We start from the raw sequence: 23646 nt of genomic DNA, 5'->3' as shown, positions 1-23646 counted from the left end.
GGGTTCTTGCCCGGCGGAGGGAGCCGGAGCCGGAGCCGGACCAGATCTTGTCGGCGCGCCAGTAGTGCCGTACCAGGTCGGGGAATTCCTGGCGCAGACGGCGGAGACAGACGCCCTTGAGGGAGTCCTCCATGCGCTGGGGTGAGCATCGGTGAACACTTCGTGCCGGAATTTGGTCACGAAGACCGAGTGGACATGCATCACGAAAACACAGTGCCGAGCAGTCCTGATCTTCTGCGTCTCACCCATAACCCGCGCAGGTAGCGTGGCCGTCATGCAGCTTCGGTACAGCTTCCGCCTGTACCCGGATTCCGGCCAACGCACCGCGCTGGCCAAGGCGTTCGGGTGCGCCAGCGTCGTCTTCAACGACGCCGTGCGCGCCCGCGAGGACGCCCGGAAAGCGGGCGAGGCATTCCCGACGGCCGGCGAGCTGTCCAAGAAGCTGATCACTGCCGCGAAGCAGACCACTGCACGGGCTTGGCTGGGCGAGGTCTCCTCAGTCGTGCTCCAGCAGTCCCTGCGGGACGCGGAGGCCGCCTACAAGAACTTCTTCGCCTCCCGCAGGGGCGAGCGCAAGGGAGCGAAGACCGGTGCGCCCCGGTTCAAGTCCCGCAAGGACAAACGGCAGTCGATCCGCTTCACGGCCAATGCCCGCTGGTCGATCACCGATTCCGCAAGGCTGAACCTTCCCAAGGTCGGCGCGGTGAAGGTGAAGTGGTCACGCACCCTGCCCGCACAGCCCTCCTCGGTCACTGTGATCAAGGACGCCGCCGGACGGTACTTCGCCTCCTTCGTCATCGACACCGATCCAGCCGCCGACACCGCCCGGATGCCCGACACCGACACGACGGTCGGCATCGACCTCGGCCTCACCCACTTCGCCGTCCTCTCCGAACGGCACGAAGATCGACTCCCCGCGGTTTTTGCGTCGCGCGGAGAAGAAACTCAAGAAGGCCCAGCGCGAACTGTCCCGCAAGCAGAAGGGATCCAAGAACCGCGAGAAGGCCCGCCTCAAGGTCGCCCGCGCCCACGCCCAGGCGGCCGACGCGCGCCGCGAATTCCACCACCAGCTCTCCACGAAGCTGATCCGCGACAACCAAGCGGTCGGCGTGGAAGATCTGGCGGTCCAAGGACTCGCGCGCACCAGGCTGGCCAAGAGTGTCCACGACGCCGGGTGGTCGGCATTCGTGCACATGCTGGAGTACAAGGCCGCCCGGTACGGGCGGTCCCTGGTGAAGATCGGCCGGTTCGAGCCGACCTCCCAGACCTGCTCGGCCTGCGGCACACAGGACGGTCCCAAGCCGCTGCACATCCGGACCTGGACCTGTGCCGCCTGCGGTGCGGTGCATGACCGGGACCATAACGCCGCGATCAACGTCAAGACGGCCGCCGGACTGGCGGTGACAGCCTGCGGAGCGCCGGTAAGACCGGGACTTGTCCCGGCGCAGCGCGATGAAACAGGAAGCCATGGATCCCCGCCCGAAACCTGTGCCGCGTAGCGGCACAGCAACGGACGAGGAGGCCAGAATCCTTGAGCTTCAGCCCGAGGAGCAAGTCAAGTCGACTCGATCCTCCCGTAGCCCGTGCGCACTCGGGGCGCGAACGTTCCACACCCATCAGCAGCCATTCACTCCTGTCCCGCTTGCGGCCTCCCCACCACACTGACTCCTCGAACGGGGCCCGCCCACCATCCGCATTGGGGCGGGCCCCGTTCACCACGCCGCTAGGGCCTGTCCGGCGGATCAGGGCCCAGGAAAACGGCGGTGCCTGATCGACGCAGGTGAGCGGGGCATGGTGCGTGCGGAGCGAAGACGAAACGGCCCCGACGGGTCCGGAGGAAGTCCGGCACCGTCGAGGCCGTCGTCGGCGTACTACGCGCCGCTCGCCTTGAGCATGTCCTCACGCTCGACCAGCTTCACCCGCTCGCGGCCCTGCGGCTCGCCCAGCGCCTTCTCCGCGGCGTCCAGCTTGTACCAGCCCTCCCAGGTGGTGAAGCGGACGCCCCGCTCGGCGAGGTACGCGTCCACCGCCTCGGGCTCGGGCGAACCCGGCGTCTGCAGACGGCCGTTGCCGTAGTCGTCCAGCAGGTTGGACACCGTCTCGTTGGCGTCGCCCTTGGTGTGGCCGATCAGGCCGACGGGGCCGCGCCGGATCCAGCCGGTGACGTACGTGGACTGCAGGTGCTCGCCGCTCTCCTGGAGGACCCGGCCGCCCGCGTCCGGAACCGTGCCCGAGTCGAGGTCCCAGGGCAGCTTGGGCAGCTTGTCGGAGAGGTAGCCGACCGCGCGGTAGACCGCGGTGACGTCCCAGTCCTTGAACTCGCCGGTGCCCTTGACGTTGCCGGTGCCGTCCAGCGCGGTGCGCTCGGTGCGCAGACCGACGACCTTGCCGTCCTCGCCGAGGATCTCCGAGGGCGACTCGAAGAAGTGCAGGAACAGCTTGTGCGGGCGGTCGCCGACGTCGCGGATCGCCCAGTTCTCCAGGGTCTTGGCGACCATGTCGGCCTGCTTGTTGCCGCGCCGGGTCTCGATCGAGCCCCCGTCGTAGTCGATGTCCTCGGGGTCGACTATGACCTCGATGGTGGGGGAGTGGTCCAGCTCCCTGAGCTCCATCGGGCTGAACTTCGCCTGTGCCGGGCCGCGGCGGCCGAACACGTGGACCTCCAGCGCCTTGTTGGCCTTCAGACCGTCGTGGACGTTCGGCGGGATCTCCGTCGGCAGCAGCTCGTCCGCGGTCTTGGCGAGGATGCGCGCCACGTCGAGCGCGACGTTCCCGACGCCGAGCACGGCGACCTTCTCGGCGTCCAGCGGCCAGGTGCGCGGTACGTCCGGGTGACCGTCGTACCAGGAGACGAAGTCCGCGGCGCCGTACGAGCCGTCGAGCTCGATGCCGGGGAGGGACAGCTCGCGGTCGGCCGTCGCGCCGGTGGAGAAGATCACGGCGTCGTAGAAGGCCCGCAGGTCGTCCAGGCTGATGTCGGTCGGGTAGTCGACGTTGCCGAACAGACGGATCTGCGGCTTGTCGAGCACCTGGTGGAGGGCGGTGATGATGCCCTTGATGCGGGGGTGGTCGGGGGCCACGCCGTAACGGATCAGGCCGAACGGGGCCGGCATCCGCTCGAAGAGGTCGATGGACACACCAGGTTCGGCGGCCACCTCGGACTTGAGCAGGGCGTCGGCGGCGTAGATTCCGGCGGGGCCGGCTCCGACGATTGCTACCCGCAGGGGGCGGGGCATGATCAGGTTCCCTTCGAGCGGCGATAGATCGACTCGACGGGAAGCCTAAACTAAGGCAAGCCTTAGTCGGTACGCGGGTCCGGTCTATGAGCCCATAAGGTCACTTTATGAGTGGGGCGGCTCGTGGACCGACGCGGGGCCGGATGGAACTCGAACACCCGGATCGGCCAACAGATGTCGACCGTGAACGCCCTTGAACACCGCACGACTCACGGCAGCGACTGTTCACGGCAGCGGCTGCTCGGACCAGATCACCTTGCCGTCGGGCGTGTAGCGCGTGCCCCAGCGTTCGGAGAGCTGCGCGACGAGGAACAGGCCGCGCCCGCCCTCGTCGGTCATGGCCGCGTAGCGCAGATGCGGCGAGGTGCTGCTGCTGTCGAAGACCTCGCAGATCAGGGTGCGGTCGTGCAGCACCCGGACGTGGATGGGGTCGCCGCCGTAGCGGATCGCGTTGGTGACGAGCTCGCTGAGGATCAGCTCCGTCGTGAACGTCAGCTCCTCCAGGCCCCACCGGGCGAGCTGACTGCTGACCGAGGCGCGTACCTCCCCGACGGCCGCCGGTTCGCCCGGCACCTGCCACTCGGCGATCCGGTCGGGGGCCAGCGACCGGGTGCGCGCCACGATGAGGGCGATGTCGTCGCCGGCGCGGGCCGTGAGCCGGGAGTCGTCGAGGACGACCCGGCAGGTCTCCTCGGGTGAGCGGCCGGCCCGTTCCAGCGCGCCGCGCAGCAGTTCCAGGCCCTCGTCGATGTCCCGCTCCCGGTCCTCGACGAGTCCGTCCGTGTAGAGCACGAGGCGGCTGCCCTCGGCCAGTTCGAGCTCGGCCGTCTCGAAGGGCAGGCCCCCGAGGCCGAGCGGAGGGCCGGCCGGCACCTCGGGGAACTCGACGCTGCCGTCCGGGTGGATCAGCGCGGGCGGCGGGTGTCCCGCCCGGGCGATCGTGCACAGCCGGGACACCGGGTCGTAGATCGCGTACAGGCAGGTCGCCCCGGTGACGGGGGCGTTGGCGCCCTCCGCCGCCTCGTCCTGGTCGATGCGCCCGACCAACTCGTCGAGCAGCGCGAGGAGTTCGTCCGGCGGGAGGTCCAGGGCGGAGAAGTTGTGCACCGCCGTCCGCAGGCGTCCCATGGTGGCCGCGGCGTGCAGCCCGTGCCCGACGACGTCACCCACCACGAGCGCGACGCGGGCACCGGACAGCGGCAGTACGTCGAACCAGTCGCCGCCGACGCCCTCCTGCGCGGGCAAATACCGGTAGGCGATCTCCAGGGCGTCCTGCGCGGGCAGGCTGCGGGGCAGCAGACTGCGCTGCAGCGTCACCGCCATGTTGTGCTCGCGCGTGTAGCGGCGCGCGTTGTCGATGGACACCGCGGCCCGGGCGACCAGTTCCTCGGCGAGGGCCACCTCGTCCACGTCGAACGGCTCGGGCTTCTCGGACCGCCAGAAACTCACCACCCCCAGCACCAGGCTGCCCGCCCGCAGCGGCACGGCGATCAGCGAATGGATGCCGTACGCCACCACCTGCGCGGAGCGCTCCAGGTCCTGCGCCTGCCAGCCCGCGGCCTCGCTCAGCCGCGGCTCGACCACGGCCTGTTCCGCGGCGAGGCAGCGTGCCTGCGGCGAGGTGTCGACGAGCCGGATCCGCTCGCCGACCGGGTACAGCGGGGCGTCCTTGCGGATCCCGTTCACGGCCGTGCGGCGCAGCGCGGTCGCCGCCTGCGGCTGTCCGCCGCTCAGTACGGCGTCGAACAGGTCCACCGTGACGAAGTCCGCGAACCGGGGCACGGCCAGTTCCGCCAGCTCCTCGGCGGTACGGGTCACGTCCAGGCTCGTGCCGATGGCCACCCCGGCGTCGTACAGCATGTTCAGGCGCTCCCGCGCCGTCTCCGCCCGCCCCGACAGGGCGCGCAGTTCCGTGGAGTCGCGCAGGGTGGCGACGCTGCCGGGCGGGCCGCCCTTGCTGTCGGTGGTCCGCTGGTTGATCGCCAGCAGCCGGTCCTTGACCAGGTGCACCTCGTCCGTGGCGACCCGTCCGGAGGCCAGCAGGCCGGACGTGTCGGGGGCGAGGCCGAGGTCGAAGACATGCCGTCCCTCGGCGTCGTCGGGCAGGTCGAGCAGCCGGTGCGCCTCGTCGTTGGCGAGCAGCAGGGTGCCCTCGCCGCCGACGATGAGCACGCCTTCCCGCACGGCGTGCAGCACCGCGTCGTGGTGTTCGTACATCCGGGTCATCTCGTGCGGGCCCAGGCCGTGCGTCTGCCGCAGCAGCCGTCTGCTCACCAGCGCGGTGCCGGCCGTGGCGAGGGCGAGGCCCGCCGCCGCGGCGACCAGCACCAGCGGGAGCTGCCGGTCGGCGGTGCCGCCCACGCTCTCGGTGGTGATGCCCGCCGACACCAGACCCACGACCGTGCCGTCGTCCGCCTTGACGGGTACGACGGCCTGCACCAGCGGGCCGATCGTGCCCGTGATCTCCTCGGTGACGGTCTGTCCGGCCAGCGCCGGGGCGATCGTGCCGACGAACTTCTTGCCGATGCGGTCCGTCTTGGGATGGCTGTAGCGGACGCCGTCGGTGTTCATGACGACGATGAAGTCCACGTTCGTGGCCTTGCGGGCCGCCTCGGCTCGCGGCTGGAGCACCGCCGACGGATCGGGGGCGCGCAGTGCCGCGACGGTCCCTGGTGCGTTGGCGAACGTCTCGGCGACGGCGACCGAACGGTTGCGGGCCTCCTGCGTGCTGTCGTGCCGCACCTGGAGCACCAGGGCCACCACCGCGGCCACGACCAGCAGCAGCACGATCACCACTTGCAGGACGAACACCTGTCCGGCGACGCTGCGTCCGCCGAGTGCCGACCGCAGCCCCGACCGGCCCGTGCCGCGCCGGTGCCGGGTGAGCGGATGGCCCGGCTGCTTCCCGGGCCGCCGCGGATGCCCGTCGGGCGCTCCGAGGGTGCGGTCGGGCGCATGCGAAGGGCGCGGACCGCTGGGACGACGGGTCGACCGGGCCCCGGATCGACCCAAGAGCCGGACCATGTGCCCATGTCTACACTGCCGCGCCTCAGGAGGCGAGGGGTCACCGGGCGTGACAGCCGTAGCTCCGGATGCCTGCCGTCGCGGGGATGCGCGGGTGACCGCCCGCTTCGGGCCTCATCGCGCGGTGCGGCGGGTGGCGAGGAGGAGGGCGATGTCGTCCGGGCGGTCGACGGCGTGGCGGGCCGTCGCGGTGAGGCGGTCGGCCACACCAGCCAGCGCGCGTCCGCCCGGGCGGACGGCGGGGGCACCGGCCTTGGCGAGGGCCACGCGCAGCGCGCTGATGCCGTCGTCGATGTCGCCGCCGGGCTTCTCGACCAGCCCGTCGGTGTAGAGCGCGAGGATGGCTCCGGGCTCCATATGCAGCTCCGTCACCGGGTAGCGGGCCCGCCCGTCCACGCCGAGCACCACCCCGCCGGCCAGATCGAGGACGTGGGTACGGCCGTCCGGCCGGCGCAGCAACGGCTGCGGATGCCCGGCGCGGGTCGCCAGGGCCACCCCGGTGGCGGGGTCCAGCCGGATGTAGCAGCAGCTCGCGAACAGCCCGGGATCGAGGTCCATGAGGAGGTGGTTGGTGCCGCTCAGGACCTCGTCGGGGGGCCGGTCGTCGAGCGCGAACGCCCTTACGGCGGTGCGCAGCTGTCCCATGGTCGCCGCCGCCTGCACGCCGTGTCCCTGGACGTCCCCGATGACCAGGGCGAGGCCGTCGCCGGACTCCACGACGTCGTACCAGTCGCCGCCCACGTCCATGCCCTGGGTGCCGGGCAGATAGCGCCCCGCGGTCTCCACCTGCGGGTGCGCCGACAGCCGCCGGGGGAGCAGGGCCTGTTGCAGCCCGCGGGCGAGGGCGGCCTCGTTCTCGTAGCGCTGCGCCTTCTCCATGGCGTGGGCGATGAGCCCGGCGAGCGCGGTGAGCACCGTGCGTTCCTCGGTGCTGAAGCTGCGCGGCCGGTCGAAGCCCAGGATGCAGGAGCCGACCGAGCGGCCGGAGGCGATCAGCGGCAGGAAGGCGCGGGCGCCCTCGGTGGCGTCCAGCTGGATTCCGGGGTAGGCGGCGGCCAGTTGTTGCATGGAGTCGAAGAAGAGCGGCCGGCCGGTGGTGAGCGTCTCGACGCCGGGCAGCCGCGTGTCGAGTCCCACCCCTTCGAACGGGGCGAGGAACCCCGGCGGGAAGCCGCTCTCCCAGGCCAGGTACAGATGCCGGTCCTGGAGCAGGTAGATGGCGAGCCGGCGGCTGCCGAACGCGGGCAGCAGTTCCCGCATCACGACGGCGGACACCTGGCGGGCGGTGACCGCCTCCGTCAGCGCGATCGCGAGGACGATGGGGCGGTACACCGGCGCCGGCGTGGCGAGGCCGTCCGTGGGGGTCTCGGCGGGTGCGGTGTCCGCCACCCGGCTCGCCGGACGGACCGTGCAGGTCAGCCGGTCCGGGCCGGGATGCACGGCGAGCGCGAGCCAGCCGCCCTCGGACGGTTGCGCCACGGGCTCGGTACCGTTCGCGGCGGGTCGCTCGACGTGGAAGTGCACCGGGTCCGGCGACAGCAGGGCCCCGCGCAGATGGTCCTCGACGTCGGGCCGGCCGAGCCACGGCACGGCGTCCCACAGGGCCCGGCCCAGCAGCTCGGTCCGCGGCCGGCGCAGCAACTGCGCGGCGCGCGGATTGGCGTAGACGACCAGGCCCTCCCGGTCGAGGCAGAACACCCCGTCCGGCAGCAGGTCGGCCGCTGCGTCGGCGGTGGCGCCCAGACCCGGATCGAGGACGATGCCGCGCACCGGGCCCGGCCCGGGCGGCGCGGTCGGCGGGGCGGCCGGGTCGTAGGGGTTCCACCCGGTGGCCTCGTAGGGACTCCAGAGGTCCATCAGCCGCAGTTCGCCGTCGGTGGTCCGCAGGTACAGCGGCAGGGTCGGAGGTCTGCCGACGGCCGTGTCCCGCAGAGCGAGCAGAATCCGGTTCGCCTCGGACGGGGCCACGGCGTCCGCGAACGCCTCCACCGCTCCGGTGAACTCCGTCGGCGGCACGCCCAGCAGGGTGTGCAGACCCTCGTCCCCGGTCACCAGACCCGTCTCCGGCGTCCACACGAAACGCCCGATGCGCGCGAGCGGCGGACGCGGGGCCGGCGGCCGGACGCACAGCGGCTCGTCGTCCCAGAGCACCGGGGCCGCCTCGTCGTGCAGGTTCCGCAGGGCCGCACCCAGGTCCTGGCCCAGCCGGGCCAGCCGGTCACGCTCGGGCAGTACCTCGGCGGCGTCCTGGACGGAGGGGCGCAGCACCGTGAGGACGCCGTACATGTCGGAACCGGCCACCACCGGCACGTACAGGGAGCCGAACTGGAAGGGCAGGCCGGCCGCGAACTGGGGGTAGCGGCGCATCGTCTCCGTGGCGTTCGGCAGCACCACCTGGACGCCCAGCCGATGGGCGTCCGCGACGGGGAAGGGACGGTCCACGTGCAGCCGCCACCAGGGGCGGAACAAGGGGCCGGGCAGTCCGGCGAGCACGGCGAGGCGCAGCAGTCCGGGGGTGGAGGAGCGCAGGTAGACGCCTCCCGCGTGGCCGCCGGCCGTGCTGACCGCCTCCATCGAGGCGTCGATCAGCAGCGCCGCCAGCCGTGCGGGCTTCGGCTGTGCGTCCTGGGAGCTCCCAGTCATCGGCCCTACCTCGTCCGTGCGCCGTCACGCGGGCGACACAGCAAGAATGCGCCACGACGGGCCCGGACCGCACCTGGGAGGCGACAGCAATCCGGTGGGGAACCCGTACTCCCTCCGTGATCGGCGGCGTCAGCGGCTGCCGGTCCAGTTGTGGGCCACGTCCACCACGACCCGGTCCGAGAGGTGCTGCACCCGGAACGGCAGCCGGGCGCGGACTCCCAGTCCGACCTGCGTCTCGCCCTCGAAGCTGCCCGCGAACCGGGTGTCCTTGAAGGTGCGGTGGTCGGACAGGTCGACGCCGGGCAGCGGGCGTGCCACCCGCCCGGGATAGGTGGGTGCCCCGGTCGCGGGGTCGTAGGCGGGTGCGGCGACCCGCACCTCGAGGACGGCTCCGCCCTTGACCGATATCGGACGGCCTGATCCGTCCTGATGGAGGCGGTCGACGTAGCGGACCCAGTAGCCGAGGCGGCTGCCGCCGCCGGGGACGTCGACGACCAGCCGGTCGTAGCACGCGTGGCTGCCGGTCCTGATGTTCTTCACCGGCGCCGTCGTGCCGGAGGCGCGGGACTTGTCCAGGCTGCCCCAGCCGGTGGGGCACGCCGTGGCCGCGTCGGCCGGGATCGCGGTGAGGGTCCAGGCGGCGCTCATGAGGACCGCCGCGGCCCATGCTGTTCTGCTTCGTCTCATGATGTCCCCCGAGACGTTGATGTGTCTGTTATGTGGTGAGACATCCGGCTTGGCTGAAAGGTTGCACTATTCGCCGCGAAATGAGGCCTGTTATCGAAACATTCGAGGAGTTTGGCGAATGTTGAGTTTCCCTTGCTGTCGCAGAGCTTTCTGAGCCAATTGCAATGACTCGGCGTTCGGTCCGTTGACGCCTTCGAGGGCCGCTCATATGGTCTGCGACGCCATTCCGAAATCCGCTCGAAACTTTCGGCATCAAGAAAGGGGACGAGATGGTCACCCGCACGTCCATCCGCCTGGGCATGGCGAGCCTGCTCGCCATAGCCGGCGTCACCGCCCTGGCGGCACCGGCCGACGCCGCAAGCACTCTCGGGGCCGCGGCGGCCGAGAAGGGCCGCTACTTCGGTGCCGCGGTCGCCGCGAACCACCTCGGCGAATCCGCGTACGTCTCCACCCTCGACACCGAGTTCAACTCGGTGACCCCCGAGAACGAGATGAAGTGGGACGCCGTCGAGAGCACCCGGAACTCCTTCAACTTCGCCGCCGCGGACCAGATCGTGAGCCACGCCCAGAGCAAGGGTATGAAGGTCCGCGGACACACCCTGGTCTGGCACTCGCAACTGCCGAGCTGGGTCGGCACGCTCGCCGCCGCCGACCTCAGAACGGCGATGAACAACCACATCAACCGGGTCATGGGCCACTACAAGGGCAAGATCCACTACTGGGACGTCGTCAACGAGGCCTTCCAGGACGGCAGCAGCGGAGCCCGGCGCAGCTCGCCGTTCCAGGACAAGCTCGGCAACGGCTTCATCGAGGAGGCGTTCCGCACCGCGCGCGCGGCGGACCCGGCCGCCAAGCTCTGCTACAACGACTACAACACCGACGGCGTCAACGCGAAGAGCAATGCCGTCTACAACCTGGTCAAGGACTTCAAGGCCCGCGGCGTGCCCATCGACTGCGTCGGCTTCCAGTCCCACTTCAACAGCGCCTCCCCGGTCCCGGCCGACTACCAGGCCAACCTCCAGCGCTTCGCCGACCTCGGCGTCGACGTCCAGATCACCGAGCTGGACATCGAGGGCTCCGGCACCGCCCAGGCCACCAGCTACAGCAACGCGGTGAAGGCCTGCCTGGCCGTCTCCCGCTGCACCGGCATCACGGTCTGGGGCGTCACCGACAAGTACTCCTGGCGCGCCAGTGGCACACCGTTGCTGTTCGACGGCAACTACGCCAAGAAGGCCGCCTACACCGCCGTACTCACCGCGCTGGGCGGCACCAGCTCCGGCGGCGGCGGTACGGCTGCCTGCTCCGTGACGTACAGCAAGCAGGAGGAGTGGGGCGACCGCTTCAACGGCAAGGTCACCGTCACCGCGGGCAGTTCCGCGATCAGCACCTGGACGACGACGGTGACCGTCACCGCCCCGCAGAAGATCTCCACCACCTGGAACGGCACGCCCACCTGGGACAGCAGCGGCAACGTCATGACGATGAAGCCGAACGGCAACGGCAGCCTGGCCGCCGGAGCGTCGACGAGCTTCGGCTTCACGGTCATGAAGAACGGCAGCACCGCGGCGCCGGTGCCGGGTTCCTGCACCGCGTCCTGAGCGCCCTCGACCGGTCCCGACAGAGCCCGGGCCTCCCGGCCGATGTGGCCGAAGCCACGTCACCGAGGAGGCCCGGGCCATGTCGTACGGCAGGACCGCGGGCTACCGTTTCGCGCAGTCCCCTGTCTCACCACACACATCGGGCGGCCCGGCAGTGCAAGCAGATCTCTCCCCGGTCATAGCGGCGACCGCCCAGTGGCTGACCTGCGCCTACCCGTCGGGCGGCGGCGCGCTGTCCTCCGCCCTGTGCGAGGTACAGGCACGGCAGGCCGTGACGGTCGCGGCCTGGCTCCGGTATCCCACGCCGATGGACGCCGCGCTGGTCGGCATGGCCGGGCCGGGCGGCTCGGCCCGGCTCGACTGGATCACCGGCGCGGACGGGACCGGCGCCCAGGACACGGACGAGCACGCCTGGCGCACCTGGGTCGACGAGGTCGTGGCGAGCTGGGCGGCCTGTCTGCTCACCGACCCGGAACTGGCCGACCTGGCGGTGGCCGCACTCGCCGCAGGCAGCCACACGGCCGCTGTGCCCGCCGAGTTCCGCCGCCTGCTCGCACCCGACGAGGCGGACCGCCGCGCGGCCGCCCTCCTGCGCCACCCCGACCTGCTGGCTCCCGTGGCCGAACTCCACCACTCCCAGCTCGTGGCACACCTGAAGCCGGGCCAGGCCCTGATCGCCTGAGGCGGCCGACGGTCAGTCGTGCTTGCCGCGGCCCGTCAGCGCGTCCCGCAACCGGTCGATGAGGCCGGCCCCCGGTGCCAGCAGCTTGTTCGCCGGAGGCGTGTCCGGGGCGGACGGATGCGGCCGGGTCGGCGCCGTCTTCTTGGCCATACGGACCTTGTCACCCAGGCCGTCGAGAGCCTCCGGCGGGCACGCCGCCCGCAGCTGCGGGAAGAGGTTCTGCTCCTCGTCGGCGATGTGGGAGCGGATCTCGGTCATCAGCATCCCGACGAGCCGGTCGAACTCGGGATCCTCCGCCTCGCAGCCCTCCAGATCCTTCATGATCTGCTCGGCCCTGGAGTGGTCCTCGATCTCCTTGTCCGCCATCGTGTTCCCGTTCACCAAGTACTCGCGCACCGCCGGGTAGAGGTACTCCTCCTCGGCCACCGAGTGCCGTACCAGCTCCATCGTGGCCTGCTCGGCGTACACCTTGCGGTCCTTGTCACCGGACGGCAGGGCCTCGATTCGACCGAAGATGTCCTCGACCTCCCGGTGATCGGTCACCAGCTCGTCGATGACGTTTCCGCCGTGTCCCATGCTCTCCACCTCCAGCCAGACGCAGCGGCTCCGGGGCGGACCCGCCACGGCCCCCCGAGTGCCCACCGGCGCCCGCACTACGCGCGGTCAAAGCCCCTGCCGAATGGGTGTGGGCGGGGCACATCGAAGGAACTCGCACCGGGACACAGGCGTACGACGCCCCGGGAGGCCGACGTGACCGACGCTCTGGACGAACCGCTCGCGCGAGTACGCGGGGAAGTGGCCGCCAGGGCCGAGCGGCTGTGGGACGTCGCGCTGACCCTGCACACCGAGCCCGAGTACGCCTTCGAGGAGCACCGGGCGGCGGCACTGCTCTGCGGCGAACTCGCCTGGGAGGGGTTCGTCGTCGAGCGGGGCGTCGCCGGACTGCCCACCGCCTTCTCCGCACGCTCGGGCGCGCGGCCCAGGCCCGCGGTGGCCCTGCTCCTGGAGTACGACGCCCTGCCCGGCCTCGGGCACGCGTGCGGCCACAACCTGATCGCCGCCGCCGGTCTCGGCGCCGCGCTGGCCGTGCGGGCCGCCCTGCCCGCCGACGCCGGAAGCGTGTGGGCCGTGGGCACGCCCGCCGAGGAAGGGGGTGGCGGCAAGGTCACCGAGGTCGAGGCCGGGCTGTTCGACGACGTCGACGCCGCGCTGATGTTCCATCCCGGCGTGTACAGCTGGCGGTGGGCGCCGCTGACCGCGCAGGCCCAGTACCGGGTCGCCTTCCACGGTCGGGCCGCGCACCCCACCGGCAACCCCACCGAGGGCATCGACGCCCTCGCGGCGCTGATCCAGCTGTTCAACACCCTCGCCGTGGTCGGGCGACGGCTGCCCGGGGGCTCCCACGTCCAGGGCATCGTCACCGACGGCGGCCGGGCGACGAACATCGTCCCCGAGTACGCCGAGGGCCTGTTCGGGCTGCGCGCCGCGACGACCGCCGCCCTGGACGACCTGGCCGGGGAGCTCCTGACCTGCGCGCACGGCGTGGCCCGGGCGACGGGCACGACGGTCACCGTCGAACGCGCCACACCGCGCTACGAGCACTTCCGCGACAGCGCGGTGCTGTCCGAGCGGTTCGCCCGTCACCTCATCCGCACGGGCCACGGCATCACGCCCCCCGAACCGGGCGTGTACCTGGGCTCCTCCGACATCGGCAACGTCAGCGGACGCGTCCCGGCCATCCACCCCTTCGTGGCGATCATGGATCCGGACGGCTCCGACCACACTCCCGAGTTCGCCGCCGCGGCGGCGTCCGACCGAGGCCGGGAGGCGATGCTCGCGGCGGCGGAGGCACTGGCCTGCACGGCGGTCGAGGTGCTCCTGCGCCCGGAGGTGCGGGAACGGGCGTGGCAGGACCTCACGGCCACGGCACCGTGAGGTAGACCGTGAGGTAGGGGGTCACTCGGCAAGGAGTTCGGCGGTGTGCAGTTGGTACACGTTGAACGCTCGCCGGATGACCGGCTGGGCCACGTTACGTACCCGTACGCCACCGGCCGTCATCCCGTGCTCGGTGCCCGCATGGGCGTGGCCGTGGACCGAGAGGTCGGCACCGGCCGTGTCGATCGCCTCCGCCAGCAGGTAGCTGCCGAGGAACGGGTAGATCTCCGGCGGCTCGCCGGCCAGGGTGTCGGCCACGGGGGAGAAGTGGGTGAGCGCGATCCGCAGTTCGCAGCCCTTGTCCGCCAGCTCCTCCAGTGCGGTGTGCAGTGCGTCCGCGCTGCGCCGGGTGTAGCGGACGAACTCCTTCATCAGCGGCTCGCCGAACTCGCCGGCGCTGCGTCCGACGAACCCGCCGCCGAAGCCCTTGGCTCCGGCGACGCCGAGGCGCGTACCGTCGCACTCGACGACCGTGCCCTCGCCCTCCAGCACCCTCACGCCCGCGTCCTGGAGGATGGCGGTGACCTTCTCGGGCTGCTCGTCGTGATGGTCGTGGTTGCCGAGCACCGCGACGACCGGCACCGGAAGCCCCCGCACCTCCTGGGCCACCACCCGGGCCTCCTCCGGCGTGCCGTGCCGGGTGAGGTCACCCGCCAGAAGCAGCAGGTCGGCGCAGTCGGGCAGGGTGTCGAAAGCGGGCCGCAGCAGACCCTGGCTGTCGGGCCCCATGTGGATGTCACCCACGGCGGCGACGCGGATCATGGCAGGTCCTCCGCATGGTCGGGGGAGGTGGTCTCCGCCACCACGACGTCCGTGTGCACGGAGATTCCGGTCAGCTCCTCGCGGACGGTCCGCAGTACCGTCTCGCGGCACTGGGTGGAGGGCACCGTGCCGGTCACCACGACCGATCCGGCCCGCACCTCCGCCCGTACGCCCAGTTCACCGAGTTCCTCCGCGGCGAGCCGGTCGCGCAGGTGGGCGACCCGGTACTCGACGTTCTCCGCGGCAGGGGCCTGGCCCAGTCCGTGGGCCCGCCCCGCGCCGGTCTCGCTCATCGCCGTTCCTCCTTCGGCCTCGGCGGAATGACCTCCAGCCGCTCCAGGAAGTAGAAGAACGCGTCGGGCATCGGATCGTCGCCGCACGCCCTCCGCACCCGCTCCCAGTCGACCTTCTCCCGCAGCGTCCGGGCGATCGGGAGCACCGCCCCGAAGTCGCAGTGGTGCTCGGAGAACGCGGCCACCAGACTGTGCACCAGATCGGTCGGCGACAGCACCGGCATGAACACCGAGTCGACCGACAACTCCTCGGCCCGCTCCAGCAGTTCCGTGGTGACCGGCTGGTGCGCCAGCTCGAAGATCAGGTCGACCTGCTGTCCCAGACAGCTGGACTTGAGCAGCCAGTCCTCGGGCGGCGTGTACACCGGCAGTCCGGCCTCGCGCAGGGTTTCGGCGACGGCGTCCGCGTCCTCGGGCCGGAAGCAGAAGTCGACGTCGTGCTGCAGGTTCTGAGTGCTTCCGTGCGCGTACACGGCGACACTGCCCGCCAGCGCAAAGGCGTGTCCCTTGCGTTTGAGGATCGCGCCGACCTGCTTGGTGGCCTGCAGGATCGCCTGATTGCGATCCAGGGGCAGGTCGTCGGCGAGCACGTCGTTCTGCGGGACGAGTTCGGGGTCTCCCGTTGCCAGACGCAGTTCCGCGACGCCTGCGCGCTGGTCCAGAGCGTCGTCGTCCGCGTGCCGCGTCATCGCTGCCCCCTTTCCTGGTCGACTTCCTGGTCGACGGCGAGCCCCGAGTACCCGGCGCGCCGCCATCGACACGAACGCCGCACGCGGGGACGCGAGGTCGTCACTCGGCCGCCCGTTTCGGGGCACCCGGTTCCCATGAACGGCAACGACACTCAGCAGCAGACCTCCCCGGAGGAACGCCGGATCGTCGAGCGACTGGTGCCGGTCTGGCTGGAGGAGACGGAGCGGCACGACAGCGCCGCGGCCCGTGAGGCCCGTACGGGCTGGGAGCGGGGCTCGCTGTCGGACCGGTCCGCCCAGGACCTGGCCCACTGGGTCACCGCCCGGGTCACCGACACGGGCTTCAACGAGGAAGAGGGCCCGCAGGTGGAGGGCCCCGTCCGGATCACTCCCGCGGACAAGGAGACTGTCCACCGCTGGCTGACGGCACAGGGCCACAGGATCTGACCCACGCAGGCGCCGCGGCCGCCCGCACCCGCTCAGTCGAGAGCGCGGACGCCGTCCTCAGCCCTCGGTCTTCTGCTCGGTCCACGTCCACGCGTACTGCAGCCAGTCCGCCACCGTCAGAGCACTCAACCCGACTGACACCAGGCGGGCACTCCGCGGTGCGGCGGCGTAGCAGGCGACCAGGCTTCCGGCCACCCAGGCGGCGGTGCAGAAGGGGCAGGAGACGAGTTCTCCGACGGCCCGGCGGACACCGCTGCCGCGGGGCGCGTCGTTGACCTCGCCGCCTGCCCCCTCCTCCGCACGGCGGGTGAACGGCGCGCGTACGAAGCTGGTGATCCGGTCCTTGGACAGCAGCCTGGACGCCTTGAACGTCGCGGTGCCGAGCAGTGCCACGTCCCAGGGCGGAACACGGTCGGGCAGCCGCACACCCCGACGCCGTGCCGCAACGGAGAACAGCACCGCACCCCCGGCGAACGCCGTGGCGAGCGTGGCGTAGCCCGCGAGAGGCGCCTCGTCCTGGTCGTCGTAACGTCCGTCGTCAGTGGTCATGCCGCCCCGGGTGCCCCGGTCGTCCCGTGGGCACACGTGACGGGCCGGCGGCCGCAACAGGATCACCGGCCGGGGTGACGGACTCGACGGGCCGGGTACCCGAGCGGCCGCACGGACGTGACCGACCGGCGGCGGCCGCCCCGCAGCCCGGTCCACGTGTCGCAGCAGCCACGAGTCGAAGGAGCCCAACGAACATGACGGACGTGTCGAGCAAGGGGCCCGCTCCGGACGACGACCGGAAGGTGCTCACCAACCGACAGGGCCACCCCGTTCACGACAACCAGAACCAGCGCACGGTCGGCGCCCGCGGCCCGGCGGCCCTGGAGAACTACCAGTTCCTGGAGAAGATCAGCCACTTCGACCGGGAGCGGATCCCGGAGCGGGTCGTCCACGCCCGGGGCGTGACCGCGTACGGCTACTTCGAGGCCTACGGCGCCTGGGGTGACGAGCCGATCAGCCGCTTCACCCGGGCCAAACTCTTCCAGGAGCGCGGCAATCGGACCGACCTGGCCGTCCGCTTCTCCACCGTCATCGGAGGCCGTGACTCCTCCGAGGCCGCCCGTGATCCGCGCGGCTTCGCGGTGAAGTTCTACACGGAGGACGGCAACTGGGACCTGGTCGGCAACAACCTGGGCGTCTTCTTCATCCGGGACGCGATCAAGTTCCCGGACGTCATCCACGCCCTCAAGCCCGACCCGGTGACCTTCGAGCAGCAGCCGCGGCGCATCTTCGACTTCATGTCGCAGACACCCGAGTCCATGCACATGCTGGTCAACCTGTTCAGCCCGCGCGGCATCCCGGCGGACTACCGCCATATGCAGGGGTTCGGCGTCAACACCTACAAGTGGGTCAACGACGAGGGGCGGACCGTCCTGGTCAAGTACCACTGGATGCCCAAGCAGGGCGTGCGCAGCATGACCGAGGAGGACGCCGCGAACGTTCAGGCGGAGGGCCTCGGGCACGCCACCAAGGACCTGTACGAAGCCGTGGAGCGCGGCGAGTACCCGGAGTGGGAGCTCCTCGTCCAGATGATGGACGACCACGACCACCCGGAGCTCGACTTCGACCCGCTGGACGACACGAAGACCTGGCCCGAGCAGGAGTTCCCGCCCAAGCCGGTCGGCAGGATGGTGCTCGACCGGATGCCGGAGAACTTCTTCGCCGAGAACGAGCAGATCTCCTTCGGCACCGGCGTCCTCGTCGACGGTCTGGACTTCTCCGACGACAAGATGCTCGTCGGCCGCACCTTCTCCTACAGCGACACCCAGCGCCACCGCGTCGGCCCCAACTACCTCCAGCTGCCGGTGAACCACGCGAAGAACGCCGACGTACGCACCAACCAGCGCGACGGTCAGATGACCTACCACGTGGACGGCGCGGGGGAGAGGGCCGACGTCAACTACGAGCCCTCGATCAGGGGCGGTCTGCGCGAGGCCGAGTACCCCACGCAGGACGAACAGGGACCGGAGATCCATGGGCGGCTCACCCGCAAGCGCATCCCCCGCACCAACGACTATCTGCAGGCGGGCCAGCGCTACCTGCTGCTGGAGGAGTGGGAACGCGAGGACCTGGTCAAGAACTTCACCGACCTGCTCGCCCAGTGCGACCGGCCGGTGCAGGAACGCATGGTCTGGCACTTCCTGCTGGTGGAGAACGACCTCGGTCTGCGGGTCGGTGACGCCCTGGGCATCAGCCCCGACGACGTCTTGGGCCTGGAGCCACTGGCCTCCCAGGACCTGACCGACGAGGACCGGGAGCGCCTGGCCAGGCTCGGCAAGAACCCGCCGCGCGACGTCGAGGGCCTCACCATGACCCACTGCGTCCCGGACGAGCGGCACGTCGTGACCAGGTGAACGCGTGACCAGGTGACCGGCGTGACCGGCCGGGTGCCGGGCGAGGTCTGGACGACCCGCCCGGCACGGGCGTCCGCGCCGGTCAGGCGGGCAGTTTGGCCCGCAGGCGGCCGGCCGTGGCGGCGGGCCCGGCGGTGGCTCGGACGGAACGGCGCACCAGATGTGCGTCCCGCCGCAGGTCATGGGCGGTGTGGCGACCTCGCCACCACAGCGAGGGGTGCCCGGCGGTGTCGTCCGCCGCGATGAGCAGCCCGCCGAGCATCGAGAGGTTCTTCAGGAAGTGGATGAGCTGCTGTTCGCGCTCGGAGGGATCCTCGGCTTCCCAGAACCGGTGCCCGGCGATTGTCGTGGGCACGAGGGTGCCCGCGATGGCCAGCGCCGCGACCCGCGGGACACGGCCGATGCCGAGCAGCACACCCGCCGCCACCTGTACGGCACCGCTGAGACGTACGACCTGTTCGGTGCGGTCCGGCAGCGCCTCGACGCGCTCGGTGACCGGCTGGACGACGGGCTCGGCCACGGGGGCCACCGCCTCGGGATCGCGCAGTGAGTTCAGGCCGCCGGCGACGAACATCGAGGCGAGCATCGGGCGGCCGACCAGACGCAGAAGACTCATGAGGCCTCTCCAGGGGTGTGGGGGCAAGCTGCGCTCCCCGGGTTCCCGACCGGTGGCGGCTCATTCGACGCCGGCCACTCCACCCGTGTCGTCCTGGTTCAGTTCTCACAGGCCGGGAACGCGGTCCGTCGTACGCCAGGACCCGAGGCGAGGAAGAAGCGGTGCGCCGATGACCGAGTACGAACGTTCCCGCACGATGCCGGCCCAGCCGGAGCACGTCTTCGACCAGGCCAGCCAGGTGGAGCAGCTGGACGCCTGGCTGCCCGGCGACCTGCACGTGCGCGTCGACGACCCGCCTGCCGTCACCGTGCACGAGGACCACACCGACCAGGACACCCCGGCGCTGCTCCAGTCCCGTCGCGATCAGCTGCGGCTCGAGTGGGGAACGCGCGAGCAGGGCAGCTACGCCGGCTGGCTCCAGGTCGCCGGACTCGACAGCGGGGCCAGCGAGGTGACCGTGCACCTGTCGTTCTTCGACGACAGCCACGACCCCGGCCGCCAGACCGTCCAGGACGCCCTGGACAGCAGCCTGCGCCGCCTGGAGGAGCAGGTCCGCCTGCGCGTCGACAACGCGGCGGGCTGACGCCGGCCCCGACCGGCCGGGCTCGGGCCGACCATCAGCGCTGTGAGTACTTCCCTGTCCGGTAGCTCGGCCGGATCCCGGTCCGGCGCCGGATCGCGACGACCCGCAGGGCCAGCGCCACGGCCAGCAGCACCCAGGCCACGACGCAGTACGCCCACGCGGTCACGCCCCGCGCCACGCCGACGGCGCTCCAGATCGCCCAGAGGGCCAGCACCGTGCACAGCGCGGTCCACGCGATGTCCGAGATACGGCTGCGCAGTTGCCCCCGCTGGTTCGTACCCGGTTCGAGATCGCCGAGCCCGGAACTGTCCGCTGTGCCTCGCAGTGTCACGGGTCGCTCCCTTCGCTCACAGGTGTGTGGGCTTCCCGGGTACCCGCCGTACGGACCGCGTAGCGCGGAAGGGGACGTGGCCCGACACGGGCACGGACCCCCGGCTCGTAAGAGATTTCTGTGAATTTCCGAGACGGTTGAACACCCGCGGTCCCGGCTCCGTATAGGGGCGGGGGATTTCCATGCCCGTACGGACGACACGCGCAGGAGTACTTCCGTGGGACACAACAGGCGCAGACGCCCAACAGGCGCACGACGTGCGACCTTTGCCGCAGTGGCACTGATGCTGGGCGGCGGCGGGCTGATGGCGGTCAACGTGTACGCCTCGGCGACCGACGGCGGTGGGCCGGGCGACGAGGGGGACGGCCGCGCGCGGGTGCTGGGGGCCGCGACGATCGACTGCCCGGACGTCGGCACCCTGTTGACCTCCGTGCCTGACGAGGCGGGGACGGAGGTCGACAAGGAACTCGCCGCCCTGGACCAGCAGGTGGCCGAGGCCTACCGGAAACTCCAGGACCCGGCACAGAACGCGGAGCCCGAGAGCGGGATCATGGACCCCCTCAAGGAGGACCGAGCCGCGACGATCGAGCGCATCAACGCCGCCATCGAGCGTGTGGGGGAGCGCCCCGAGGGACTCGACGCCATGGCGGCCTGCACACTGCGTGAGCCCCGGAACCAGACCGGCGAGCAGGACGGCGGCGAGGAGCAGCCGGGCGACGGCCAGGACCAGGGCGACGGCCAGGACCAGGACGGCGGTGCCCAGCAGCCGGGCAACGGCGGCCAGGCCGGCAACGGCCCCGTGGCCGCCGACTACGCGGACATCACCACCGTCCAGCCCAGCGCGGCGAACGCCCAGGCGGACGCCTCCGGTGGCACCTTCGTCACCAGCTGCGGGGTGAACGAGGGCGGCCTGTTCAACTCGGACAACGTGATCGTCGCCCCGGGTGTCTCCAACGGAGCCCACCACTTCCACGACTACGTCGGCAACCAGGCCAACGACGCCTTCGCCGGCGACGAGGACCTCGCCAACGGTGACACGAGCTGCGTGGACCAGGGCGACAGGTCGTCGTACTACTGGCCCGTGCTGCGGCTGCAGAACGGCACTCAGGAGCAGGACGCGGCCGCCCCGGGCGGAGGCATCGAGGGCAACGCCGGTGAGATCGTCACGCCCCGGCAGGTCACCCTCACGTTCGTGGGCAGCCCGCGCGGCGAGGTCACGGCCATGCCGAGGCTCCTGCGCATCATCACCGGCGACGCCAAGGCGTTCGTCAACGGAACCGCGAACGCCAACGCCTCCTGGAGCTGCACCGGGTTCGAGGACCGGCAGCTGAAGGACAAGTACCCGCTGTGTCCGCAGGGCAGCGACGTGGTCCGCACCTTCAAGTTCCAGAGCTGCTGGGACGGCCGCAACATCGACAGCGCCAACCACCGCACCCATGTGGCGTTCGCCCAGGCCGACGGCGCCTGCCCGGCCGGATTCAAGGCCATCCCGCAGCTCGTGCAGCGCATCGTCTACGACGTCGACGCGCCGAGCCTTCAGGACGGCGGCCGTACCACCCCGCTCTTCGCCGTGGACTCCTTCCCGGAGCAGCTGCACAAGCCCGTCACCGACCACGGCGACTTCATCAACGTCTTCGACGAAGACCTGATGGCGGAGATGGTCGACTGCATCAACGAGGGCCGACAGTGCGGCGCCGGCGCGGACCAGGACCCCGGCAACGGTGAGGACCCGCAGGACCAGCCGTCCGAGCAGCCCACCGACCAGCCGTCCGACGAGCCGACCGAGCAGCCGACGGCGGCTCCCGCCCCCTCGAACGGCGACGACAACGGCAACGGCGGTGACAACAACAACGGCGGCAACGGTGAGCAGGGCGACAACGGCCAGGCGAAGCCGGACGCCTCACCCACGGCACCGGCCGACGACGAACCCAAGGACGAACCCAAGAGCGACACCAAGCCCACGCCGGCACCGAGCGCCTCCGCCACCCTCCCCGAGGCCTGGTCGAACGACCTGGTCGAGACCGGCGAGGACGACAGCACCGCCTCCGGCACCCCGACGACCGGAGCCGTGGCACAGCCGCCCGCCGGCGCCGGGACCGAGCCCCAGACGGCCGGTGGCTCACTGGCCGAGACCGGCAGCCAGCTGTGGCCCGCCGCGGCCGGAGCGGTTCTTCTCATCTGCGGCTTCGTACTCCTGCGGCGCACCCGGCGCGGTTCCCTGTAGGCCGGCCCGGCTCGACGCGCGGAAAGGCGCACCCCTGCCTACGATCACTTGACGTGGGACACGCATTCGAAGAGCTCGTGGAGAAACAGCGCGCGGCGGACCAGGCGCACCATCGGGTCGAGGACCTGAGCCACGCCTACGGTCCGCCCGCCGAGCACAAGTGGTCCATGAAACAGACCACCACGTACGAGACCGCGTTCCGTGCCTGGCGCGATCTCGATCGCGACATCCGGACCGCGGTGGCGGAGTACGCGAAGGAGCAGGGCCGGCCGCGCCAGGAGGTGGAGACGGACGTCCGGGCGGCCGTGCGCCGTCCGCAGCCGCAGTAGGGACCCGGTACGGCGGGACCGAAATCTTGCCGTACCGGCAACTCTCCTTGGCCGCCGACCGGGCGCGACGCAGGCTTGGGCCTCATGACCCACATCCACGCGACGACGCAGGCCTCCGAGTTCTGGGAAGCCCGTTACAAGGACAGCGAACGAGTCTGGAGCGGCCGCCCCAATCCGCTCCTCGTACGGGAGGCGAGCCACCTCCCACCGGGTACCGCCCTGGACCTCGGCTGCGGTGAGGGGGCCGACGCGGTGTGGCTGGCCTCGCGCGGCTGGCAGGTCACCGGCGTCGACATCTCGTACACCGCCCTCGAACGTGCCGCCGCACACGCCGCCGAGGCCGGGGTGGGCGACCGTACGGCATGGGAACGGCACGAGCTGGGCACGACGTTTCCCCAGGGCTCCTTCGACCTGGTCAACGCCCAGTTCCTGCAGTCCCCGGTGCACCTGGACCAGCAGGGCGTCCTGCGGCAGGCCGCCGCCGAGGTCGCCGAGGGCGGCACGCTCCTGATCGTCATGCACGCCGGGTGGCCGTCGTGGCAGAGCGAACCGCCCTTCGAGGCGGAGTTCCCCACGCTGGAGGGCACCCTCGCGGAACTCGCGCTGCCCGAGGAGAGCTGGAGCGTGGAAACCATGGGCGCGGTACGCAAGAAAAGCGTTTCGCCCGAGGGGGTCGAGGGCTACCGCGAGGACAACGTCTGGCGGATCCGACGTACATAAGGGCCGGAATTGGTGTCCGCGTTTGGAAATCACGGCGACGGCTACCCGACCCGTGGATACACCCGCAGTCAAACGCGGCTTGGAGTGATGGAACGTGGCCGGAGACCAGAAGGCCAAGGCGAAGAAGGAACAGGCCAAGGGAAAGGCCAAGGAGGCGATCGGCCGCACGACAGGCAACGAGCAGATGGAGGCCGAGGGCCGAGGCGGCCAGGCGAAGGGTGACGCACGTCAGGCCAAGGAGAAGGGGAAGGACACCTTCAAGCACTGACGGTGCCTGAACCGACCGAAACTCGACCACACTCTCAGCGGGATCCCCATTCCACACCCGGGGATCCCGCTGACTGCTCTGTCACCGGATGACAAAGGCACAAAAAGCCACTGCGTTCCCGTGAGCACCACCTGAATACACAGCGTTCACGGCCCTACCGTCCGGCTATGAACCTGA

21 protein-coding genes and 1 pseudogene are annotated in these 23646 nt (G+C 71.0%); 11 read left to right on the top strand and 11 right to left on the bottom strand.

Translation table 11 applies throughout. The annotated features are described in order from the left end of the window. Positions 1-274 precede the first annotated feature (274 nt). Positions 275-1499: pseudogene (locus tag AC5P09_RS26680) on the top strand (RNA-guided endonuclease InsQ/TnpB family protein). A 372-nt stretch (positions 1500-1871) separates the two neighbouring features. Here AC5P09_RS26680 and AC5P09_RS26675 read toward each other — a convergent pair. The 4 genes from AC5P09_RS26675 to AC5P09_RS26660 form a co-directional block, all read right to left on the bottom strand. Next, entirely contained in the window at positions 1872-3236 is a 1365-nt protein-coding gene (locus tag AC5P09_RS26675) for an FAD-dependent oxidoreductase (protein WP_493876302.1), read from the bottom strand. Between the two features lie 225 nt (positions 3237-3461). Continuing rightward, positions 3462-6260 carry a SpoIIE family protein phosphatase gene (locus AC5P09_RS26670; RefSeq protein ID WP_493876301.1) on the bottom strand — a complete coding sequence of 933 codons (2799 nt, stop codon included), beginning with the start codon at positions 6258-6260 and terminating at the stop codon, positions 3462-3464. Between the two features lie 114 nt (positions 6261-6374). Next, positions 6375-8903 carry a SpoIIE family protein phosphatase gene (locus AC5P09_RS26665; protein ID WP_493876300.1) on the bottom strand — a complete coding sequence of 843 codons (2529 nt, stop codon included), beginning with the start codon at positions 8901-8903 and terminating at the stop codon, positions 6375-6377. A gap of 129 nt (positions 8904-9032) precedes the next feature. After that, the gene (locus tag AC5P09_RS26660) at positions 9033-9590 is read right to left on the bottom strand and encodes an AMIN-like domain-containing (lipo)protein (protein WP_493876299.1); all 558 of its coding nucleotides are present in this window, start codon (positions 9588-9590) and stop codon (positions 9033-9035) included. A 269-nt stretch (positions 9591-9859) separates the two neighbouring features. Between AC5P09_RS26660 and AC5P09_RS26655 the strand changes: the two genes are divergently transcribed. Beyond that, positions 9860-11188: a glycoside hydrolase family 10 protein gene (locus AC5P09_RS26655; protein WP_493876298.1), complete on the top strand. Its 1329-nt coding sequence runs from the start codon at positions 9860-9862 to the stop codon at positions 11186-11188. A 154-nt stretch (positions 11189-11342) separates the two neighbouring features. Next, positions 11343-11870 carry a hypothetical protein gene (locus AC5P09_RS26650; RefSeq protein ID WP_493876328.1) on the top strand — a complete coding sequence of 176 codons (528 nt, stop codon included), beginning with the start codon at positions 11343-11345 and terminating at the stop codon, positions 11868-11870. 12 nt (positions 11871-11882) lie between these two features. On the opposite strand, the gene AC5P09_RS26645 is transcribed toward AC5P09_RS26650, so the two are convergent. Then, positions 11883-12446: a hemerythrin domain-containing protein gene (locus AC5P09_RS26645; RefSeq protein ID WP_493876297.1), complete on the bottom strand. Its 564-nt coding sequence runs from the start codon at positions 12444-12446 to the stop codon at positions 11883-11885. Between the two features lie 174 nt (positions 12447-12620). Between AC5P09_RS26645 and AC5P09_RS26640 the strand changes: the two genes are divergently transcribed. Then, complete coding sequence (locus tag AC5P09_RS26640) at positions 12621-13805, top strand: amidohydrolase (protein ID WP_493876296.1); 1185 nt, start codon at positions 12621-12623, stop codon at positions 13803-13805. A 21-nt stretch (positions 13806-13826) separates the two neighbouring features. Here AC5P09_RS26640 and AC5P09_RS26635 read toward each other — a convergent pair whose 3' ends face one another. Genes AC5P09_RS26635 through AC5P09_RS26625 form a run of 3 tightly spaced genes read right to left on the bottom strand, consistent with a single transcriptional unit; the run spans position 13827 to position 15549 of the window. Beyond that, complete coding sequence (locus AC5P09_RS26635; protein WP_493876295.1) at positions 13827-14567, bottom strand: metallophosphoesterase family protein; 741 nt, start codon at positions 14565-14567, stop codon at positions 13827-13829. Next, positions 14564-14860 carry a BON domain-containing protein gene (locus AC5P09_RS26630; RefSeq protein ID WP_493876294.1) on the bottom strand — a complete coding sequence of 99 codons (297 nt, stop codon included), beginning with the start codon at positions 14858-14860 and terminating at the stop codon, positions 14564-14566. The genes AC5P09_RS26635 and AC5P09_RS26630 overlap by 4 nt, the downstream gene beginning before the upstream one ends. Next, entirely contained in the window at positions 14857-15549 is a 693-nt protein-coding gene (locus AC5P09_RS26625) for a nucleotidyltransferase family protein (protein WP_493876293.1), read from the bottom strand. Before AC5P09_RS26625 ends, AC5P09_RS26630 begins: the two co-directional genes overlap by 4 nt. Positions 15550-15684: 135 nt before the next feature. Between AC5P09_RS26625 and AC5P09_RS26620 the strand changes: the two genes are divergently transcribed. Beyond that, the gene (locus AC5P09_RS26620; RefSeq protein WP_493876292.1) at positions 15685-15996 is read left to right on the top strand and encodes a hypothetical protein; all 312 of its coding nucleotides are present in this window, start codon (positions 15685-15687) and stop codon (positions 15994-15996) included. A gap of 57 nt (positions 15997-16053) precedes the next feature. Here the strand turns inward: AC5P09_RS26620 and AC5P09_RS26615 are convergent, their stop codons facing one another. Then, positions 16054-16545: a DUF1360 domain-containing protein gene (locus AC5P09_RS26615; RefSeq protein WP_493876291.1), complete on the bottom strand. Its 492-nt coding sequence runs from the start codon at positions 16543-16545 to the stop codon at positions 16054-16056. A 194-nt stretch (positions 16546-16739) separates the two neighbouring features. On the opposite strand from AC5P09_RS26615, the gene AC5P09_RS26610 reads away from it, so the two are divergent. Beyond that, positions 16740-18398 (top strand): catalase, encoded by a 1659-nt coding sequence (locus tag AC5P09_RS26610; RefSeq protein ID WP_493876290.1) that lies wholly within the window; start codon positions 16740-16742, stop codon positions 18396-18398. 82 nt (positions 18399-18480) lie between these two features. Here the strand turns inward: AC5P09_RS26610 and AC5P09_RS26605 are convergent, their stop codons facing one another. Further along, positions 18481-19014, bottom strand: a complete 534-nt coding sequence (locus tag AC5P09_RS26605) for a DoxX family protein (protein WP_493876289.1) — start codon at positions 19012-19014, stop codon at positions 18481-18483. Positions 19015-19183: 169 nt separating this feature from the next. Here AC5P09_RS26605 and AC5P09_RS26600 point away from each other — a divergent pair, with 169 nt between their 5' ends. After that, on the top strand, positions 19184-19597 hold the full coding sequence (locus tag AC5P09_RS26600) for an SRPBCC family protein (protein ID WP_493876288.1): 414 nt from the start codon (positions 19184-19186) through the stop codon (positions 19595-19597). Positions 19598-19631: 34 nt separating this feature from the next. Here AC5P09_RS26600 and AC5P09_RS26595 read toward each other — a convergent pair whose 3' ends face one another. Further along, entirely contained in the window at positions 19632-19928 is a 297-nt protein-coding gene (locus AC5P09_RS26595; RefSeq protein WP_493876287.1) for a hypothetical protein, read from the bottom strand. A 283-nt stretch (positions 19929-20211) separates the two neighbouring features. Here AC5P09_RS26595 and AC5P09_RS26590 point away from each other — a divergent pair, with 283 nt between their 5' ends. The 4 genes from AC5P09_RS26590 (at position 20212) to AC5P09_RS26575 (ending at position 23469) form a co-directional block, all read left to right on the top strand. After that, complete coding sequence (locus tag AC5P09_RS26590; protein WP_493876327.1) at positions 20212-22152, top strand: DUF1996 domain-containing protein; 1941 nt, start codon at positions 20212-20214, stop codon at positions 22150-22152. A 53-nt stretch (positions 22153-22205) separates the two neighbouring features. After that, the gene (locus AC5P09_RS26585; RefSeq protein ID WP_266451425.1) at positions 22206-22481 is read left to right on the top strand and encodes a hypothetical protein; all 276 of its coding nucleotides are present in this window, start codon (positions 22206-22208) and stop codon (positions 22479-22481) included. An 84-nt stretch (positions 22482-22565) separates the two neighbouring features. Beyond that, complete coding sequence (locus AC5P09_RS26580) at positions 22566-23201, top strand: class I SAM-dependent methyltransferase (protein WP_493876286.1); 636 nt, start codon at positions 22566-22568, stop codon at positions 23199-23201. 94 nt (positions 23202-23295) lie between these two features. Next, entirely contained in the window at positions 23296-23469 is a 174-nt protein-coding gene (locus tag AC5P09_RS26575; RefSeq protein ID WP_266451427.1) for a CsbD family protein, read from the top strand. Positions 23470-23646 lie beyond the last annotated feature (177 nt).

The sequence above is a fragment of the Streptomyces sp. a15 genome, assembly GCF_059026085.1.
This window is presented reverse-complemented; position numbering and strand designations above follow the sequence as displayed.

Excerpts from the sequence above, each read along its gene's own strand:
- AC5P09_RS26590 (WP_493876327.1), top strand. The coding sequence starts at position 20,212 with ATGCTGGGCGGCGGCGGGCTGATGGCGGTCAACGTGTACGCCTCGGCG.
- AC5P09_RS26580 (WP_493876286.1), top strand. The coding sequence starts at position 22,566 with ATGACCCACATCCACGCGACGACGCAGGCCTCCGAGTTCTGGGAAGCC.
- AC5P09_RS26665 (WP_493876300.1), bottom strand. The coding sequence starts at position 8,903 with ATGACTGGGAGCTCCCAGGACGCACAGCCGAAGCCCGCACGGCTGGCG.
- AC5P09_RS26605 (WP_493876289.1), bottom strand. The coding sequence starts at position 19,014 with ATGAGTCTTCTGCGTCTGGTCGGCCGCCCGATGCTCGCCTCGATGTTC.
- AC5P09_RS26635 (WP_493876295.1), bottom strand. The coding sequence starts at position 14,567 with ATGATCCGCGTCGCCGCCGTGGGTGACATCCACATGGGGCCCGACAGC.
- AC5P09_RS26610 (WP_493876290.1), top strand. The coding sequence starts at position 16,740 with ATGACGGACGTGTCGAGCAAGGGGCCCGCTCCGGACGACGACCGGAAG.
- AC5P09_RS26615 (WP_493876291.1), bottom strand. The coding sequence starts at position 16,545 with ATGACCACTGACGACGGACGTTACGACGACCAGGACGAGGCGCCTCTC.
- AC5P09_RS26630 (WP_493876294.1), bottom strand. The coding sequence starts at position 14,860 with ATGAGCGAGACCGGCGCGGGGCGGGCCCACGGACTGGGCCAGGCCCCT.
- AC5P09_RS26660 (WP_493876299.1), bottom strand. The coding sequence starts at position 9,590 with ATGAGACGAAGCAGAACAGCATGGGCCGCGGCGGTCCTCATGAGCGCC.
- AC5P09_RS26600 (WP_493876288.1), top strand. The coding sequence starts at position 19,184 with ATGACCGAGTACGAACGTTCCCGCACGATGCCGGCCCAGCCGGAGCAC.
- AC5P09_RS26670 (WP_493876301.1), bottom strand. The coding sequence starts at position 6,260 with ATGGTCCGGCTCTTGGGTCGATCCGGGGCCCGGTCGACCCGTCGTCCC.
- AC5P09_RS26675 (WP_493876302.1), bottom strand. The coding sequence starts at position 3,236 with ATGCCCCGCCCCCTGCGGGTAGCAATCGTCGGAGCCGGCCCCGCCGGA.
- AC5P09_RS26645 (WP_493876297.1), bottom strand. The coding sequence starts at position 12,446 with ATGGGACACGGCGGAAACGTCATCGACGAGCTGGTGACCGATCACCGG.
- AC5P09_RS26655 (WP_493876298.1), top strand. The coding sequence starts at position 9,860 with ATGGTCACCCGCACGTCCATCCGCCTGGGCATGGCGAGCCTGCTCGCC.
- AC5P09_RS26620 (WP_493876292.1), top strand. The coding sequence starts at position 15,685 with ATGAACGGCAACGACACTCAGCAGCAGACCTCCCCGGAGGAACGCCGG.
- AC5P09_RS26625 (WP_493876293.1), bottom strand. The coding sequence starts at position 15,549 with ATGACGCGGCACGCGGACGACGACGCTCTGGACCAGCGCGCAGGCGTC.